Origin of the sequence: Kribbella sp. NBC_01510, from assembly GCF_045040325.1 — a bacterium.
GTDB lineage: Bacteria > Actinomycetota > Actinomycetes > Propionibacteriales > Kribbellaceae > Kribbella.
This window is the reverse complement of record NZ_CP109418.1, coordinates 9000723-9017376: the sequence shown is the minus strand read 5'-3', so window position 1 is coordinate 9017376 and position 16654 is coordinate 9000723. Positions and strand designations below refer to the sequence as shown.

Below are 16654 nucleotides of genomic sequence, written 5' to 3'. Positions count from 1 at the left end.
CCATGCGATGCGAAGCAGGGAGTGAGTTCTCGTGAAGATCGTTGTGATCGGCGGCGGTGCCGCCGGCCTCGGGGTGGCCGGCGCCGCCAAGGGCCAGGACCCGTCCGCGCAGACGGTGGTGTACACCGAGTACGAGGACGTGGCCTACAGCCCGTGCGGGATCCCCTTCGTGCACGGCAAGGAGATCGAGTCGTTCGAGAAGCTGTTCCTCGCGACCAAGGAACAGTACGTTGCCCAAGGCATCGATGTGCACTACGAGACCAGCGTCGAGAGCATCGACCCCAGGTCGCGGACCATCAAGGTGAGCGGCGAGGGCGAGGTCTCCTACGACAAGCTCGTCCTCGCGACCGGCTGGAACTACGACACGCCTGACATCCCCGGCGCCGAACTCGGTGGCATCTACCACGTCAAGAACATCCGCGCCGCGATGGAGTGGGACCGCTACCTCGACACGGTGAAGTCGGCCGTGGTGGTGGAGTCCGGGCCGATCGCGATGGAGATGGTCTCGGCCCTGCGGCATCGCGGCATCGACGTGACCCTGATCGATCCCGGACCGTGGCCGATGGCCGACGTGATCGACCCGGACATCGTCGAGCCGGTCCGGAAGGACTGGGAGGAGTCCGGTGTCACGCTCAAGTTCGGCGAGCGGGTGACCGCCTTCCGGGGCACGGACACCCTCACCCATGTGAGTACGACGTTCGGCGACGTACCGGCGCAGTTGGCCGTGATCGGCAGCCACAAGGTGGCCAACTCCGGTCTCGCCGGGTCCGCCGGGATCAAGCTGGGCAGCACCGGCGGTATCGCGGTCGACCCGCGGATGCGCACCTCCGACCCGAACGTCTATGCGGCGGGTGACTGCGCCGAGATTCCGCACGGTGTCTCGAACGTCCCGTTGCAAGGGCTTTCGGGCAGCCACGCCTACGCCCAGGGCAAGACCGCGGGGATCAACGCGGCCGGCGGCTCGCGGGTGCACAACCCGGTGTACGTGCCCTGGGGGATGCTCGCCGGGCAGTGGATGATCGGCGGGGTCTCGTTCGGCGAGACGCTCGCCACGGCGCTCGGACTGCCCTTCGTCACCGGCGTTGCCGACGGTATCACCCGGGCGCGGTACTACCCGGGCGTGAAGCCGATCAAGGTCAAGCTGCTCGCGGACCCCGAAACCCGGCGGTTGATCGGCGCCCAGATGGTCGGTGGCGAAGGGATCAAGGAGCGCGCGGACTTCCTCGGCATCGTGGCCCGGACCGGTATCACGGTCGACACGCTGGCCACGATGGAGAACGTCTACTCGCCCGCGATCGGCGCGTTGAACGAACCCATCGCGATGGCGGCGCAAGCCCTCGTCGCGAAGCTCTGAGGTGGCCGGTATGCCCTTCTTCCACTGGCTTCGCGCGAACTCCGAGCACGCCCTGCTGGCCGACGCCCAGCGCCGGATGGCGACCAAGTACGGCGCCAATCCGCCGGCCCGTCCGCACGGACTCAAGGACCGCTGGTGGCGACAGGTGTTCGCACCCGTCTACCGGGTCCTGCCGTGGAGACTGCGCCGGACCACCATGCAGGCGATTCCGGGCAGCCATCGCAGGGGATGGCCGAAGCCCGACTACCTCCCGCCCGGCGATTACTGAGCCCCTGCCCCGACCGGGTGCAGGCCGTCCCACCTCTCCGCACTGCCGACACTTCGAAGGAGTCAGCATCATGCCGAAGACAGTCACCATCGAACCGCCCCAGGAGGGCGACATCCTCTTCGACGTCGAGGAGAAGATCTTCCCCGACCACCAGGCCAACGAAGGCGACAAGGCGTATGTCTTCATGCACACGGTCCCGTTCGAGGGCTCCGTCGGCCTGGTCAACATGCTCACGGCCACCCGCCTGCAGCGGAAGGGATTCGACCTCACCTTCATCCTGTACGGTCCCGGCGTCCTGATGGCCTCGGCAGCCCGCGGCTACCCGGCCGTCGGCAGCGAGGGCTTCCCGGGCAACCTCGGCTATAACAAGCAGCTCAAGACGCTGATCGACGAGGGTGCGAAGGTGTACGCCTGCCGGTTCGCGATGGGTGCGCTCTACGGCATGCGCGAGGACGACCTGATCAAGGGCGTCATCCCGTTCAACCCGCTGGACGTGCTGGACGCCAACATCCAGGCCTGGCGGGACCGGGCCATCGTGTTCGCGACCTGGACCGTCTGATCCGTCCCACGATGAACGATGCCCCGCAGCCGTGAGGCTGCGGGGCATCGTCATGTTCATCCTTGTGGAGGCGGGATGCAACGGCGGAACCAGGCGACCAGGGCTGGGTCCTCGAACCCGTCGGCGACCAGCGCTGCGCCGGACAGGTCGTCGTCCTGCGTGTAGTCGTTCTGGGCCGCAACGCAGCACAGTCCGGCCGCCACAGCCGCGCGTACGCCGTTTTGTGAGTCCTCCACGGCCACGGTCCGATCGGCCGGGCAGCCCGTTCGCCGTAGCACCTCGAGGTACACCGCTGGGCTGGGCTTGAGCTCGGGAACTTCGGTGCCGGTGACAACGGTCTGGAAGCGCGGGCCGAAGACCCGGTCCAGCAGCGGTTCGACCCATGCGCGCGTACCGGTCGTTGCCACATGCATCGGTACGCCGGCCGCGTCGAGCTCGTCGAGCAGTCGATGAACACCCGGCCTGGCCTGCACCTTCCCGGCCTCGATCAGGTCCCGCATGATCTCGGTCTTGCGAGCGTGCAACCGCTCCGCCAGGCACCGGGCATCGCCGGCGGGCACTCCGGCCTTCTCGAACCAGAACGCCAGTCGCTTGGCCCCGCCGGCGATGTGAAGCAGCTTTCCGTACGTCGGAACGTCCCAGCGGTCTCCTAGTCCGGCCTCCTCGAAGGCGGCGTTGAAGGCGACCCGATGGCCATCGCGCTCGCTGTCGACCAGCGTGCCGTCGACATCGAAGACGACCGCGGCCGGCCGGCCCACCTCAGGCCCCCGGCGACTGCTGCAGGTACTCGCGGATCCGGCCGAGCACCGCCGTGCTGGTGAAGCCGTGATGGGCCATCACCTGGTCGCCAGGGCCGCAGGTGCCGAACTCGTCGATGCCGATGGCCAGGTCGACCAGCCCCTTCCAGCCCATGGTGCTGCCGGCCTCCAGGCTGACCGTGACCGCGAGCGGATCCGGGACGTAGGCGGATCGGTCCAGCGCGGAGACCACGCGGACGCTGTGACCTTCGGCGGTCAGTGCGTCGGCGACCTCAGCGGCCAGGGCGACCTCGGATCCGGTGGCCACGATCTCGACCGAGACGGGCGAGCGCTCATCGGCCGGCGGCGTGGTCTGGGGGAGTGTCTGGCGCGACAGGATCAGGGCAGTAGGCCCGTCGGTACGCTCCAGCGCGAGCTGCCAGGCCCGTGCCGTCTCGGCGTCGTCCGCCGGGCGCAGTACCTGCAGTCCGGGGATGACTCGCAGCGACTCGATCTGCTCGACGGGCTGATGGGTGGGGCCGTCCTCGCCGACCGCGATCGAGTCGTGGGTCAGCACGTGGATGACGGGCTGGCGCATCAGCGCGGCGAGCCGGAGCGCCGGGCGCAGGTAGTCGGCGAAAACCAGGAACGTACTCCCGTAGACCCGGAACCCGCCGTGCAGGCTGAGCCCGTTCATGATCGCGGCCATGCCGAACTCCCTGATCCCAAAGGCGATCGTGGAGCCCGAGTAGTCGTGACGGGTCACCACGGCTCCGCCGGTCGCTGTCCCGGTGGAGCCGGCCAGGTCTGCCGATCCGCCGATCAGCTCCGGCATCACCGCCGGCAAAGCCTTCAGGCAAGCCTGGGACGACTGTCGAGTGGCCCGAGGCGCTTCGCCGGGAACTGCGGACAACTTCTCCACAAGAGCACCCGGCAGCCGCCGATCGCGGCTGCGACGGAACTCCGCTGCCTGATGCGGTGCGCTCGCCTCGAAGGCGGCGAACACCGCCTGCCAGGCAGCGTGTTCGCGGGCACCGACCGACGCCAACGCATCGCAGGCAGCCCGCACCGGCTCCGGAACGCTGAACGGCGGGTGCTCCCACCCGGCCAATCGCTTGGCCTCCGCGGCCAGTTCCTCCCCGAGCGGTGAACCATGCGCCTTCGACGTACCCGCTACGCCTGGCGCGCCGTGGCCGATCATGGTCCGGACTGCGATCAGGCTCGGGCGCGAGTCAGCCTTGGCCCGAGCGATGGCGGCGCAGATCGCGTCGACATCGGTACCGTCCTGAACCGTCTGCGTGTGCCAGCCGTACGCCGCGAAGCGAGCGACCTGGTCGTCGCTGCAGGAACGGTCGACCGAACCGTCGATGGTGATCGAGTTGTCGTCCCAGAGCACGACCAGCCGGCCCAGACCGAGATGCCCGGCGAGCGAGGCAGCCTCGTGGCTGACCCCCTCCATCAGGCAGCCGTCGCCGACGATCGCGTACGTGCGATGGTCGGTGATCTCCGGGTACCGCGCGTGCGTCATCCGCTCCGCCAGGGCCATCCCGACGGCCATGGCCAGGCCCTGGCCGAGCGGCCCCGTCGTGCACTCGACCCCGGCGGTGTGACCGAACTCCGGATGGCCGGGAGTGCGCGACCCGAGCTGCCGGAACGCGCGCAGTTCGGCCTCGGGCAGGTCGTAGCCGAAGATGTGCAGGAGACCGTAAAGGAGGGCCGAACCATGCCCGGCCGAGAGCACGAAGCGATCCCGGTCGGCCCAGTCAGGTGCCGAGGGGTCGTGGCGCAGATGCCGGCTCCAGAGCGCCCACGCCATCGGGGCGGCGCCCATCGGCATGCCGGGATGGCCTGAGTTCGCGGCCTGCACCATGTCGACGGCTAGGAAGCGCAAGGTGTCGACCGCCAGCCGGTCGGTCTCGACGGAGGGCGTCGCCGTTCGTTGCAGCAGCTCGGTCATCAGGCGGCCTCCTCGTTCTTCTGCGCAGCGCTGACCGCGGCCGCGCGCAACTGCCGGACGGCGGCGGCCTTGCCGTCGCTGTGGGCATACATCCACGAGCCGGAGATGAACACGTCGGCGCCGGCCGCGGCCGCGCCGCGGATGGTGTCGGCGGTGATGCCGCCGTCGACCTCGAGCTCGATCGGCAGGCCGGACTCGTCGATGAGCCGCCGCAGCCGGGCCACCTTCTTCTCCACCGACGGGATGTAGGCCTGCCCGCCGAAGCCGGGGTTGACCGTCATCGCCAGCACTAGGTCCGTCTCGGTCAGGACGTGTTCCACCAGATCCACGGGCGTGTGCGGATTGAGGGCGACACCACTGCGTACGCCGAGATCCCGGATCCGGCCGAGCGTGCGATGGAGATGGGTGCACGCCTCGGCGTGGACGATGATCAGCTCGCATCCGGCCTCGACGTACCGGGGTAGGAGCTCGTCGGGCTCCACCACCATCAGATGCGCCTCGAAGGCGACCCGGCTGTGCTCCTGGGCCGCCGCGATCACGTCCGGGCCGAAGGTGAGATTCGGGACGAACACCCCGTCCATCACGTCCCACTGGATCCGGTCGACGCCGGCGTCGCACAGCGCGCGGATCTCGTCGCCGAGGCGCGCGAAATCGGCGGGCAGCACCGAGGGGACGATGAGCGGACGGGGAGCGCGAGGGGTGGGCTCGGTCATGGCTGGCCTTCCTGATCGGAGACTTCCAAGCGCACCGTGCCGCGCCGATCGCGCCCTCACCCGCCCGGGTGGAGATGCGGGTGAATCCTCGTGATCGTGGGGGAATCGTGCTGTCTCCGCTTACTCTTGGCCCATGCCGGCCACGACTCCGACCCCGCTGCGACTCGTCCTGGTGGACGACCACGAGATGGTGCTGCACGGCCTCGTCGCGATGCTCGGCCATTTCGTCGACCAGGTGGTGGTCACCGGCCAGGCGACGACCGCGGCGGAGGCCCTCACGCTGGTCTCCGACGAACGGCCCGACGTCGTGCTGTGCGACGTACGGATCGGCAAGGAGAGCGGGCTCGACCTCTGCCGCCAGATCACCGCGCAGTATCCGGAGACCAAGGTCGTGCTGCTGACGGTGTACGACGACGAGCACTACCTGTACCAGGCGCTGAGAGTCGGTGCGTCGGGCTACATCCTCAAGCGGATCGACGGTCAGGAGCTGGTCGGGCATCTGCGCCGCGTGCGTGAGGGCGAGACGGTCATCGACCCTGCGCTGGCCGGACGCGTCGCACTGTCCGCCGCCAGGCTCAGCGCGGGCGAGTTCTGGCCGGGCGCGCACCTCGGACTCACCCAGCGCGAGTCGGAGGTCCTGGAGCTGCTCGTCTCCGGCCACTCCAACCGTGGTGTCGCGAGCAAGCTCGTCGTCAGTGAGGACACGGTGAAGACCCACATCCGTGGCCTGTACCGCAAGCTCGGGGTCTCCGACCGCAGCGGCGCCATCGCCGTCGCGCTCCGCGAGGGTCTGTTCCATTGACCGCCGAGACAGGGCCCGTCCCCTCGGCGGCCGAGCTCGCCCGACTTCTTGAGGCCGACGGTGTGCTGCTGCTCGCCAGCGACGGTCAGGAGCTCACGGTCGCCGACATCTGGCCGCCCCATCCGTCGACGGCCGCGCTGAGTATGCCGGTCGGATTCGGGGTGACGGGTCTCGTGGCCCGCAACGGCACGCCCGTCGTCCTCGCGTCCGACTCGCCGCGCAACGCGCTGCACCGGCAGTTGCTCCGTCTCGAGCCCCGGCAGACCGTCGCGAGGATGTGCGTTCCGCTCCGAGGGCTCGAGGACCACATCGTCGGTGTGCTGGCGGCCCATCGCAGTCCGCGCGTTCCCTTCGGTCCGGCCGACCTCGCCCGCGCCGAGCGGTACGCCGCGGCGGTCGGTCTGCGGCTGCACGCCGAGCAGCTGTGGCTGGCGGTGAACCGGCACCGGACCGAGCGGGATCGCCTGATCAAGCAGGCCATCTCGGCCCAGGAGGCCGAGCGCCGGCGGATCGCCTTCGACCTGCACGACGGGGTCACGACCGCGCTGGCGTCCATGTCGTTCCACCTCTCGGCCGCGGACATGACCGTGTCCGAGCTCGCCGTACGCGACTCCGCGGGCGGAGTGCCGGAGGCGGAGCTGGCGCGAGCGCGGGCCGAGCTGGTGAGCGCCCGGGAGCTGGCCGACTTGGCCTACCACCAGACGCGGGCCGCGATCTCCGGCCTGCACAGCCTGGTCCTGGACGACCTCGGCCTGGTCGCGGCGATGGAGTCCCTGGTGCAGATGGCGGCGGGTGGCGAGAGTGCTCCGTCGATCGACCTGCTGGTCGATCCCGCAGCGACCCTCGACGACATCCCCGACCACGTCGCCGCAGCGCTCTACCGGATCGCCCAGGAGGCGCTGGCCAACGCGGTCAAGCACGCCGAGGCCGATCGCGTCGTACTGTCGCTGCGGCGGGTCGGCGACTCGATCGTGTTCGGCTGCGCCGACGACGGCAAAGGGTTCGACCCGGAGGAACGGCGGACCGCCCGCGCGGGCGACGCGGACGGTGCGCAGCACTTCGGGCTCAGCTCGATCGCGGAGCGCTGCGCGCTGATCGAGGCCTCACTGCGGATCGAATCGATCCCCGAGCGAGGTACGACGGTCCTGGTCGAGCTGCCCTTCTGAAGCCCACGGTTCAGCGGGTCGCCTGACCGGCCCGACGGCAGTTGTCCACCAGGACCTGCTGGGCTTTCGGCACATTCCGGGCTTCGCCACCCCAGGTGCTCAGAGCATCGCTCACCAATGCGCGCCCGAAGGAGAACGTGACCGGCCACGCGCGGTCGCCGAGTCGGTGCAGTTCGCGGAGAGACTCGCACACGTGGCCCGTCGGCTGGCCACCGGAGAGGAATGCGATACCGGCCAGCGCCTCAGGCACTGTCTCGGACAGTACGCCGAAGGTGGCAGCGGCAATCGTCCGCGCGGTGGCTGCCGGGGCGTCGAGGCCGGGAGTCACGAAGTTCGGCTTGAGGACGACGCCGGACAGGTCGACGCCGGCCTGGGCCAGTTCGTCGAACAGGGCGCGCAGGGCAAGGTTCGATGCCTGCGCGGATGCCCCCAGATCGTGGTCACCGGTGCACAGGACCTCCGGCTCGACGATCGGGACGATGCCGTGCTGCTGGCAGAGAGCGGCGTACCGGGCGAGCGCGTGACCGTTGGCCCGGGCCGAGTACGGCGTGATCGTGGCGACATCGAAGACCGCGCGCCACTTGGCGAACGCGGCCCCGCGTTCGGCGTACGACGCGAGCCGGTCACCCAGACCGTCGAGCCCTTCGGTGACCAGCGCGCCACCGCCGCCGGGCAGCTTGCTCGTGCCGGTGTCGACCTTGATGCCGGGAAGGATGCCCAGCTCGCGCGCGGCCTGGGGGAACGGGCGGCCGTCGGCCAGCTCCTGCCCGAACGTCTCGTCGCACCAGATCACCCCGCTGACCCGGTCCGAGAGCCCATCGGCGGTGATCAGCAGTTCGCGATAGTCCCGCCGGGCGGTCGGGCTGGACGGAATGCCTTCCTCTTCCAGCCGGGACGACATGGTCTTGATGGATTCGTCGGCGGCTAGGATGCCGCGACCGGCATCGGTCATCCGACGGGCGGTGTCGGCGAGAGTGGGGAGATCGGTGCGCAGCGTCGTGGTCATGCAGTGCAGCATCGCCCGGCGCGGCACCGCCGTACTCACCCCTGGGGGCGAGACCGGGTGTGAAACGCAGCCGCCCCCACCCGCCCGGAATCGCAGACGTGCCGCAGGAACAGCCGGCTCGCCGCGGTCGGTTCGGCGGTCGTGCACAGGTGCCACGGGCGATCGACAGGAGTCCCGGGTACGGCATACGTCGCGAGCTCACCGGCGTCGAGTTGACCGCGCACGGCCTCCTCGTGCACCAAGGTCAGGCCGAGTCCCTGGCGCGCCGCGGCGACTGCTGCCCCCGAGGTCCCGAGGGTGAGCAGCGGTGGCGCCGCCTGCAGCCGGGTCAGCAGCGACAACGTCGTGTCCCGCGTGCCCGAGCCCTGACCGGTGAGCAACCAGGTGCTGGTCAGTGGATCGTCGTCGCGTCCAGGTCGGCCGACGAGTACCAGCCGGTTCGCCCGGCGGGCGCGGGTGACCAGGCCGGATCCGCGCGGCGGCCGTCCGGCGAGCACGACATCGACGGCATGGTCGCGGGCCTGGGCGAAGAGCTCGTCCCGGGGGAGGACCGACAAGGACAGCTCGACCTGCGGATGCTCGTCGACGAACGAGGCCATCAGACGGGGAAGGACATACTCGCTGGCCGTTGCTACCGCGCCGATCCGGAGCCGGCCCCGATCGGCGTCGTGCACCGCGCCGGCCGCCTCGGCGAGCAGCCCGAGGAGCTTGCGGACGTACGCCGCGAACGTCTCGCCGGCGTCCGTCGGCACGATGCCGCGCCCGGCCTTGCTGAACAGCGCGGTGCCCAGCGCGGTCTCCAGCGCCGAGATCGCGGCCGACACCGCCGGCGGCGTGACGTGCAGGGTCTCGGCCGCCGCGCGGATGCTTCCGCCTTCGTAGACGGCCAGGAAGGTCTGAAGCCGTCCCCAGGTGGCCGCGGCCGGCAGATCCATTATGTACCTATCCCTTAATGGTCAGCGGAGAAGTTTCAATTGTAGTTGATGCTTCACCGGAGCAGGCTGGTGCCCAAGGATCACGCAGACACCGGATGGGAGCAGCCGATGACGACGACCGAGAACGGCGCGAAGGCCAAGGAGCGCTGGGACCCGGGGGTGCAGAGCTACGCCGGGATGGGCTACTGGAATCCCGACTACGAGCCCAAGGAGACCGACGTACTGGCCGTCTTCCGGGTGGCGCCGCAGGACGGCGTCGAGCCGATCGAGGCCGCGGCCGCCGTGGCCGGCGAGTCCTCGACCGCGACCTGGACGGTGGTCTGGACCGACCGGCTGACCGCGAACCACCACTACCAGGCGAAGGCCTACCGGGTGGAGGAGGTGCCCGGGCGGCCGGGTGAGTACTTCGCCTACATCGCCTACGACATCGACCTGTTCGAGGAGGGGTCGATCGCCAACCTGACCTCCTCGATCATCGGCAACGTGTTCGGCTTCAAGCCGCTGAAGGCGCTGCGGCTGGAGGACCTGCGGATCCCGGTCGCGTACGTGAAGACCTTCCAGGGCCCCGCGCACGGGATCGTGATGGAACGCGAGCTGCTCAACAAGTACGGGCGTCCGTTGCTCGGAGCAACCATCAAGCCGAAGCTCGGGCTGTCCGCCCGCAACTACGGCCGGGTCGTCTACGAGGCCTGCCGCGGCGGCCTGGACTTCACCAAGGACGACGAGAACATCAACTCGCAGCCGTTCATGCGCTGGCGGGACCGCTTCCTCTACGCGATGGAGGGCGTGAACAAGGCGGTGGCCGAGACCGGTGAGCTCAAGGGCCACTACCTGAACGTGACCGCCGGGACGATGGAGGAGATGTACAACCGGGCCGAGTTCGCCAAGGAGCTGGGCAGCGTCGTCGTGATGATCGACCTGACCATCGGCTACACCGCTATCCAGTCGATGGCGCACTGGGCCAGGCAGAACGGCGTACTGCTGCACCTGCACCGCGCGGGGCACTCGACGTACACCCGGCAGAAGACGCACGGCGTGAGCTTCCGGGTGATCTCGAAGTGGTGCCGGCTGATGGGTGTCGACCACGTCCACGCCGGCACCGTGGTGGGCAAGCTCGAGGGCGATCCGGCGACGACCCGCGGTTTCTACGACACCCTGCGGGAGGACCACGTCGCGAGGAACCCGGAGAACGGGATCTTCTTCGATCAGGACTGGGCCTCGATGCCGGGTGTGCTGCCGGTCGCCTCCGGCGGGATCCACGCCGGCCAGATGCACCAGCTGCTCGACCTCTTCCAGGACGATGTCATCCTGCAGTTCGGCGGCGGCACGATCGGCCACCCGTTCGGGATCGCGGCCGGCGCCGAGGCCAACCGGGTCGCGCTCGAGGCCATGGTCAAGGCACGCAACGAGGGTCGCGACCTGCTCCGCGAAGGGCCTGACGTCCTGCGGGTCGCCGCCAAGTCCTGCGCCCCGCTCGAGGCCGCGCTGTCCACCTGGGGTGACGTCACCTTCGACTACACCAGCACGGATGCCCCCGACGTCGTCCCGACGGCGACAGCCTCCGTCTAGCCCCGATCCGCACCGACTCGAGGAGCATCACCATGCAACTGCGCCACGGGACCTTCTCCTACCTGCCCGACCTCACCGACGACGAGATCGCCGACCAGATCCGCTACGCCCTGCGGCACGGCTGGCCGGTCTCGGTGGAGTACACCGACGACCCGCACCCACGCAACGTCTACTGGGAGATGTGGGGCCTGCCGATGTTCGACCTCGCCGAACCTGACGGGGTCCTTGCCCAGATCAACGAGTGCCGGGCGACGTACCCGAACCACTACGTCCGGGTCCTCGCGTACGACGCGAGCCTCGGGCGTCAGACGACCGCGATGCAGTTCCTCGTGCAGCGGCCCGCCGAGGAGCCCGGCTTCCTGCTCTCCCGGGTCGAGGGGCCGGACCGGACCCAGCGCTACGCCATCTCGTCGTACGCCACGACGCGACCGGCCGGAGCGCGCTACGGGGACGGGTGACCCCCGTGGACACACCGACCGGCTTCGGGTTTCCCCGCACCGCCGCCACCTCGCCTGCGGAAGTGAGCACTGAGGCGCAGGAATCGGTGTTGCTGACGGATGATGCCGAGCTCGACCTGTCGGTCGACGAGGCCGCGGCCAGGGTCGAGGAGACCCTGGCCGCCCTCGAGGCAGAGCTGGTCGGGCTGGCCTCGGTCAAGCGCCGGGTGCGCGAGATCGCCTCCCTGCTCCTGGTGGACCGGGCGCGCCGTCAGTTCGGACTGACGTCGTCCCGGCCGACGCTGCACATGAGCTTCACCGGCGGGCCGGGGACCGGGAAGACGACGGTGGCACTCAGGATGGCCGCGATCCTGCACGCACTCGGGTACATCCGTGCGCCGCGCGTACACACCGTCACCCGCGACGACCTCGTCGGCCAGTTCATCGGGCACACCGCGCCGAAGACCAAGGAGGCGATCGCGCGAGCCGCCGGCGGGGTGCTGTTCATCGACGAGGCCTACTACCTCTTCCGGCCCGACAACGAACGGGACTACGGGCAGGAAGTGATCGAGATCCTGCTGACCGAGATGGAGAACGAGCGAGGTGACCTGGTCGTCATCTTCGCCGGCTACCCGGACCGGATGGCCACCTTCTTCTCGGCGAACCCCGGCCTGAGCTCGCGGGTGCCGCATCACATCGAGTTCGAGGACTACGACCACACGGAGCTGGTCCAGATCGCCGACCTGATGCTGACGTCGGAGAACTTCCGCTTCGACGACGCGGCCCAGGCCGCCTTCTCGGAGTACCTGACCCGGCGGATGCAGCGGCCGCGCTTCTCCAACGCTCGCAGCGTGCGCAACGCGATCGAGCGGTGCCGGCTCCGCCAGGCCCGGCGGCTGGTCGAGCTGAGACGCCCGCTGCGCAAGGAGGATCTCATCACGCTGACCGCGGACGACATCTTCGGCAGCAGTGTTTTCCTGGCGGCGAGCGACGCTCAGTAGGCCACCGACGTGACCCTGCCCTCCACCTCGTCCCAGAGCGCGTCGAGCTTCGCGCACAGCGTCCGGGCGACGTGGCCCGATAAGCCGGTGTGGGGCAGGTGCGGGTGGGGCCGCGTCGGCGCGGCGGCGACGGCTCGCGTGAACCTTTCCCGCACGCGAGCCTCGTCGTCGGAGTCGAGGTGCTCCCCGAGCATCGCGGCGAGCCGCCGTTCGGCGGCGATGGTCCGCCCGAGATGGTGGTGGACGCCGGACCACACCGAGGGCCACGGCACCTGGATCGTCTGGGCCTGGCCGTACTCCTTGGCCTTCGCCCGCACCAGCGTCCGTTCCAGCCGCCGGATCGCGCGCAGGTGGTCGCGCACTTCGGCTCGCCCGGCCGGGAGATGCCGCGCGACCGGCGGAAGCAGGATCCAGGTCGCCGCGGCCGTGTGCCGGCTGGCTTGGGCGAGGAATCTGTCGGTGTTCGTCCGCGCCTCGCCGGGCTGGGCCGGCGACCCGCGGTGGGCGGCTGTCCGCAGCAGCGTGAGCAGCGCGGCATGGCGACCTTCGACTTCGCTCAACAAGGTTTGCATGGTGCACCTCGCGGGTTCGGGGCTGGGGTGCTCCGAGTCTCCGAGCCGTTTCACAAGTGCACAAGGTTGATCTTCGGCTCACCCGTCCGCTCACCCTTCCGGGGCAGGGGGCCGGCGGAATCCGCCGGTACAAAGAGATCGTGGACACACGGACCGGATCGCCGGCGCGACGCGGCGCCGGTGAACTCGAGAGCGAAGTGCTCGCCGCACTGTGGGCTGCCGAAGGACCACTGTCTCCCGTCGAGGTGCAGGCCGCGATGGCCGGCAACCTGGCCTACAACACGGTGCACACCATCCTGACCAGGCTCGGCCGGAAGAGCCTGGTCGCCCGGGTACCCGCCGGCTGCCGCGCTCGCTACCGCCCGACCAAGGGCACCGCGGAGTTCGCGGCGGAGCAGATGCGGACCGCACTGGGCCAGGGCTCGGATCGCCTGGAGATCCTGCACCGCTTCGTCAGGGCCCTCGACCCGGCCGACAAGGCCACGTTGCGAGCGCTGCTCGGCGACCCGGGGTAGGTCCGAGAATGGCGTCATGGACAAGCCGGAGTTGGCGACGTTGCTGGACCTCGAGCCGCATCCGGAAGGCGGGTGGTTCCGGGAGACGTGGCGATCGGCGGTGGAGTTCGAGCCGCCCGGGTACGGCGGCGCCCGGGCCACTGCGACCGCGATCTACTTCCTGTTGGGACCGGGAGAGGAGTCGCAGTGGCATCGCGTCCGGTCGGCGGAGATCTGGCTGTGGCACTCCGGTGGCCCGCTGACGCTGGAGTACGGCGAGTCGCCGGACGTGGCCGAGGCAGTCACTCTCGGGCCGGATGTGACGACGGGGCAACAACCTCAGGTGGTGATCCCGGCCGGCGCATGGCAGGCAGCACGGCCGGCCGGAGACGCGGCCGTGCTGGTGTCGTGCGTGGTGTCGCCCGGTTTCGACTTCGCCGACTTCACGCTTCAGCGCTGAAGCGGCCGGCCCGGGATCACATCTGCGGTACGGCGGCCTCCCCGGTGGACACCTCCGGAAGGTGCTCGCGGACCATGAAGCCACCCGCGCAGGCGATCCAGACCGCGGACAGCAGCAACGGGATCGTGCTCATCAAGGTGCCGCCGGCAACGAACACGCCGTGGGTGGCGAACACGCCGAACGCGCCGGCGAACGACACCAAGGCGGCCAGCAGAGCCAGATAGCCCAGCCAGTTCGGCATCAGGTGGGTGCGCATCACGCCGATCCCGGCCGCCGCCAGCGGGAGCGCGGCGGCGACGCCGATCATCGTCGTCATCACCGCGGTGACGTCGTACATCAGCATCGTGATCGCCACGTTCCGGCCGCCGATGCTGAACACGGTCGCCGCGGTGAGTGCCGCGTTCACGAAGATCGCGGCGCCGACCAGTACCGATCCCGCGAGCAGCGCCAGGTGGACGTCACTGCGCTCGTTCCGTTCCCGGATCGCCTCGGCGAAGGCGGCGGCGAACCAGATCACCAGTCCGGCCGCGGCGGCCCACAGGAGCGCGCTGAACAGGATCGTCGTCCGGTGGTCGTTCAGCCAGCCACTGATCGTGCTGTCCGAGTCGGCGACGGTCGGAGGGTTGCCGGGCAGGAATCTGCCCAGGAGAGCCAGGACGACGAAGGCCAGTCCGGCGAAGCCGCCCCACCTCAACTCGTGTCGCTCAGTCATGGGGAAACACCTCCAAGGAGCACCGCGAAGTGTGGTGCATCTACTGCCGATGTTCCCCCGTTCCGGCCGGGAATCAAGGGGGTGCCGTCCGGCGAACAGGCGCGTCGTCGGACGGCTCCGCGAACCCCTACTGGAGAACGGTTGCCAGGGCCTCGTACCCGGGCAGCAGGTCGATTCCTTCCCGGCCCAGTTGCTGGATCACGACATGGTCCGCACCCGCGTCCAGATGGGCCTTCAGCCCCGCCGCGATCTCGACCGCCGTGCCGTGCAGCACGAGCGCGTCGACCAGCCGGTCGCTCCCGCCGTCGGCGACGTCCTCGCCGGTGAACCCGAGGCGCTCGAGGTTCGAGACGTAGTTGCTGAGCTGCAGGTACGACGCCAGGTAGTCGCGACCGGTCGAGCGCGCGATCTCCGGATCGGTCTCCAGCACCACCTTCTGCTCCGGCGCCAGCAGCACTCCGCCGCCGAGCGTACGGCGTGCTTCCCGGGTGTGCTCCGGCGTCGTCAGGTACGGCAGCGCGCCCGCGGTCCGGGTCGCCGCGAGCTGCAGCACCTTCGGGCCGAGCGCGGCCAGCGCCCGCCGGTCGACCGGAACCTTCGCGTCGTCCAGGTCGTCGAGGTAGCCGACGATGGTCTGGTACGGCGACCGGTACGCGCCGGTGCGCTCCGGGTGACCGATGCCGACCCCGAGCAGGAACCGGCCCGGGTAGTCGTCCTCCAGCCGGTGGTACGACGCCGCCACGTCGGCCGCCGGCGTCTTCCACATGTTCACGATGCTGGTGCCGACAGCAACGGAGTTCGTTGACGCCAGCAACACTTCCGCATCGCGCAGATCGGCCTCCGGGGAGGCACCCAGCCACAACGTTCCGTACCCGGCCTGCTCCAGCCCCGCCGCCAGTTCCGGACCCCAGTGCTGGGGGCCGTGCCAGACCCCGTACCGTCCCAGTTCGACCGCCACGCCGTACTCCTCTCGTCGTCCTACTCAGGGTGCAACTGGGAGCGGGCGGGCTCCATTCCAAGCATCCCCGACCGGCTGGAGGGGCCGTCAATGATCGCTGTCACGTCAGAGGTGGGCGGCGATCTCCGGAACGCGGCGCCGCAGGTCGGTCAATCGACGCTCGGTGCGCTCGGGCTCGCCGACCGTGGCCAGATTGAGCAGGCCGGGGTCGCCCGCAACCTGGCCGGCGCGGATGACGCGGGCCGATCGTTGCGCCCGGATCGGAGCGCCCTCGAGGATCTGCAGTGGCGTGAAGACATCGCCGCCGTACGCGTCGGCCATCAGGCGCAGCCGCGCGGCCTGGTAGGCGGGATCCATCGGCAGCGCGAGGGGGACCGTGTTCCACGCGGTGAAGGCGATGTCGTCCAGGGGGACGCCCGGGCCGGCCATGTCCCAGTCGATCACGCCGCTGAAGCCGGACTCGGTGCCGATCCAGTTGTAGTACCCGTAGTCGTGCATGCAGATGATCTGATCGGCCGCGAGTTCACCCCGGCTGGTCCGCCAGACGATCTCACCCTTCGGCCGGTACGACGCCACGACCCGGTGGTATCCGGCCAGCCAGCGCATGGCGTCCGCGAGCACGTCATCGGGTACTTCGGGGCCGTACGACGTACCCGGGAGGTAGTCGAGGATCTCGCGGCCCTGGTCGTCGAACCCGAGCACCCGCGGGAGGCCGGTCAGGCCGGCGTCCGCCAGGTAGTTGAGCAGGCTGTGAACTGCCGGCGTCCACGCGCCGGTCGCGCGCCGCACCGTGTCGCCGACCCGGACCGCGCCACCGACGTTGCCGCCCGGGAGGGCGATCTCAGCGTCCATGTCAGAACCTTCCCTGAAGCGATTGAAATGCGGGTACTGGAAGAGCACGAACCGTCGCTCTTCGGGGCAGTGCAAAACTGGGGTTAAGACAGAAGTAGAGAT

General features: G+C 69.7%; 19 protein-coding genes. 10 read left to right on the top strand and 9 right to left on the bottom strand.

Annotated features, from left to right (window positions below; all coding sequences use genetic code 11):
- Positions 1-31: 31 nt before the first annotated feature.
- The 3 genes from OG558_RS43885 to OG558_RS43875 all read left to right on the top strand — a co-directional run bounded on the left by OG558_RS43885 (position 32) and on the right by OG558_RS43875 (position 2181).
- Positions 32-1354 carry an FAD-dependent oxidoreductase gene (locus OG558_RS43885; protein ID WP_405068312.1) on the top strand — a complete coding sequence of 441 codons (1323 nt, stop codon included), beginning with the start codon at positions 32-34 and terminating at the stop codon, positions 1352-1354.
- A gap of 10 nt (positions 1355-1364) precedes the next feature.
- The gene (locus tag OG558_RS43880; RefSeq protein ID WP_405068311.1) at positions 1365-1622 is read left to right on the top strand and encodes a hypothetical protein; all 258 of its coding nucleotides are present in this window, start codon (positions 1365-1367) and stop codon (positions 1620-1622) included.
- A gap of 70 nt (positions 1623-1692) precedes the next feature.
- The gene (locus tag OG558_RS43875; protein WP_328518992.1) at positions 1693-2181 is read left to right on the top strand and encodes an MSMEG_0572/Sll0783 family nitrogen starvation response protein; all 489 of its coding nucleotides are present in this window, start codon (positions 1693-1695) and stop codon (positions 2179-2181) included.
- Between the two features lie 56 nt (positions 2182-2237).
- On the opposite strand, the gene OG558_RS43870 is transcribed toward OG558_RS43875, so the two are convergent.
- Genes OG558_RS43870 through rpe form a run of 3 tightly spaced genes read right to left on the bottom strand, consistent with a single transcriptional unit; the run spans position 2238 to position 5588 of the window.
- A complete protein-coding gene (locus tag OG558_RS43870) occupies positions 2238-2939 on the bottom strand; it encodes an HAD-IA family hydrolase (RefSeq protein ID WP_405068310.1) in 702 nt (233 codons plus the stop codon).
- Position 2940: 1 nt separating this feature from the next.
- On the bottom strand, positions 2941-4875 hold the full coding sequence (tkt, locus tag OG558_RS43865; protein ID WP_405068309.1) for a transketolase: 1935 nt from the start codon (positions 4873-4875) through the stop codon (positions 2941-2943).
- The gene (gene rpe, locus OG558_RS43860) at positions 4875-5588 is read right to left on the bottom strand and encodes a ribulose-phosphate 3-epimerase (protein WP_328518995.1); all 714 of its coding nucleotides are present in this window, start codon (positions 5586-5588) and stop codon (positions 4875-4877) included. The genes tkt and rpe overlap by 1 nt, the downstream gene beginning before the upstream one ends.
- 133 nt (positions 5589-5721) lie before the next feature.
- Here rpe and OG558_RS43855 point away from each other — a divergent pair, with 133 nt between their 5' ends.
- Both OG558_RS43855 and OG558_RS43850 read left to right on the top strand, forming a co-directional pair.
- The gene (locus OG558_RS43855; protein WP_405068308.1) at positions 5722-6390 is read left to right on the top strand and encodes a response regulator; all 669 of its coding nucleotides are present in this window, start codon (positions 5722-5724) and stop codon (positions 6388-6390) included.
- Positions 6387-7556, top strand: coding sequence for a GAF domain-containing protein (locus tag OG558_RS43850; protein WP_329480367.1), 1170 nt, complete (start codon positions 6387-6389; stop codon positions 7554-7556). Before OG558_RS43855 ends, OG558_RS43850 begins: the two co-directional genes overlap by 4 nt.
- Positions 7557-7566: 10 nt before the next feature.
- On the opposite strand, the gene OG558_RS43845 is transcribed toward OG558_RS43850, so the two are convergent.
- Both OG558_RS43845 and OG558_RS43840 read right to left on the bottom strand, forming a co-directional pair.
- Positions 7567-8562, bottom strand: a complete 996-nt coding sequence (locus OG558_RS43845) for a class I fructose-bisphosphate aldolase (protein ID WP_405068307.1) — start codon at positions 8560-8562, stop codon at positions 7567-7569.
- 35 nt (positions 8563-8597) lie between these two features.
- Positions 8598-9497, bottom strand: a complete 900-nt coding sequence (locus tag OG558_RS43840) for a LysR family transcriptional regulator (protein ID WP_405068306.1) — start codon at positions 9495-9497, stop codon at positions 8598-8600.
- A gap of 108 nt (positions 9498-9605) precedes the next feature.
- Here OG558_RS43840 and OG558_RS43835 point away from each other — a divergent pair, with 108 nt between their 5' ends.
- The 3 genes from OG558_RS43835 (at position 9606) to OG558_RS43825 (ending at position 12504) form a co-directional block, all read left to right on the top strand.
- Entirely contained in the window at positions 9606-11066 is a 1461-nt protein-coding gene (locus tag OG558_RS43835; protein ID WP_405068305.1) for a form I ribulose bisphosphate carboxylase large subunit, read from the top strand.
- Between the two features lie 32 nt (positions 11067-11098).
- Positions 11099-11524: a ribulose bisphosphate carboxylase small subunit gene (locus OG558_RS43830; RefSeq protein ID WP_328519001.1), complete on the top strand. Its 426-nt coding sequence runs from the start codon at positions 11099-11101 to the stop codon at positions 11522-11524.
- Between the two features lie 62 nt (positions 11525-11586).
- Positions 11587-12504 carry an AAA family ATPase gene (locus tag OG558_RS43825; protein WP_405068304.1) on the top strand — a complete coding sequence of 306 codons (918 nt, stop codon included), beginning with the start codon at positions 11587-11589 and terminating at the stop codon, positions 12502-12504.
- Here OG558_RS43825 and OG558_RS43820 read toward each other — a convergent pair.
- A complete protein-coding gene (locus tag OG558_RS43820) occupies positions 12498-13076 on the bottom strand; it encodes a hypothetical protein (protein WP_405068303.1) in 579 nt (192 codons plus the stop codon). The two genes, OG558_RS43825 and OG558_RS43820, sit on opposite strands and share 7 nt — an antisense overlap.
- 140 nt (positions 13077-13216) lie before the next feature.
- Here OG558_RS43820 and OG558_RS43815 point away from each other — a divergent pair, with 140 nt between their 5' ends.
- Both OG558_RS43815 and OG558_RS43810 read left to right on the top strand, forming a co-directional pair.
- Positions 13217-13591: a BlaI/MecI/CopY family transcriptional regulator gene (locus OG558_RS43815; protein WP_405068302.1), complete on the top strand. Its 375-nt coding sequence runs from the start codon at positions 13217-13219 to the stop codon at positions 13589-13591.
- 16 nt (positions 13592-13607) lie between these two features.
- Positions 13608-14030, top strand: a complete 423-nt coding sequence (locus OG558_RS43810) for a cupin domain-containing protein (protein ID WP_329480353.1) — start codon at positions 13608-13610, stop codon at positions 14028-14030.
- A 16-nt stretch (positions 14031-14046) separates the two neighbouring features.
- Here OG558_RS43810 and OG558_RS43805 read toward each other — a convergent pair whose 3' ends face one another.
- From OG558_RS43805 to OG558_RS43795, 3 genes are all read right to left on the bottom strand, one after another.
- A complete protein-coding gene (locus OG558_RS43805) occupies positions 14047-14742 on the bottom strand; it encodes a DUF4386 family protein (RefSeq protein ID WP_329480351.1) in 696 nt (231 codons plus the stop codon).
- 127 nt (positions 14743-14869) lie between these two features.
- Positions 14870-15700, bottom strand: a complete 831-nt coding sequence (locus OG558_RS43800; RefSeq protein ID WP_405068301.1) for an LLM class F420-dependent oxidoreductase — start codon at positions 15698-15700, stop codon at positions 14870-14872.
- Between the two features lie 105 nt (positions 15701-15805).
- On the bottom strand, positions 15806-16552 hold the full coding sequence (locus OG558_RS43795) for a phosphotransferase (RefSeq protein WP_405068300.1): 747 nt from the start codon (positions 16550-16552) through the stop codon (positions 15806-15808).
- Between the last annotated feature and the right edge of the window lie 102 nt (positions 16553-16654).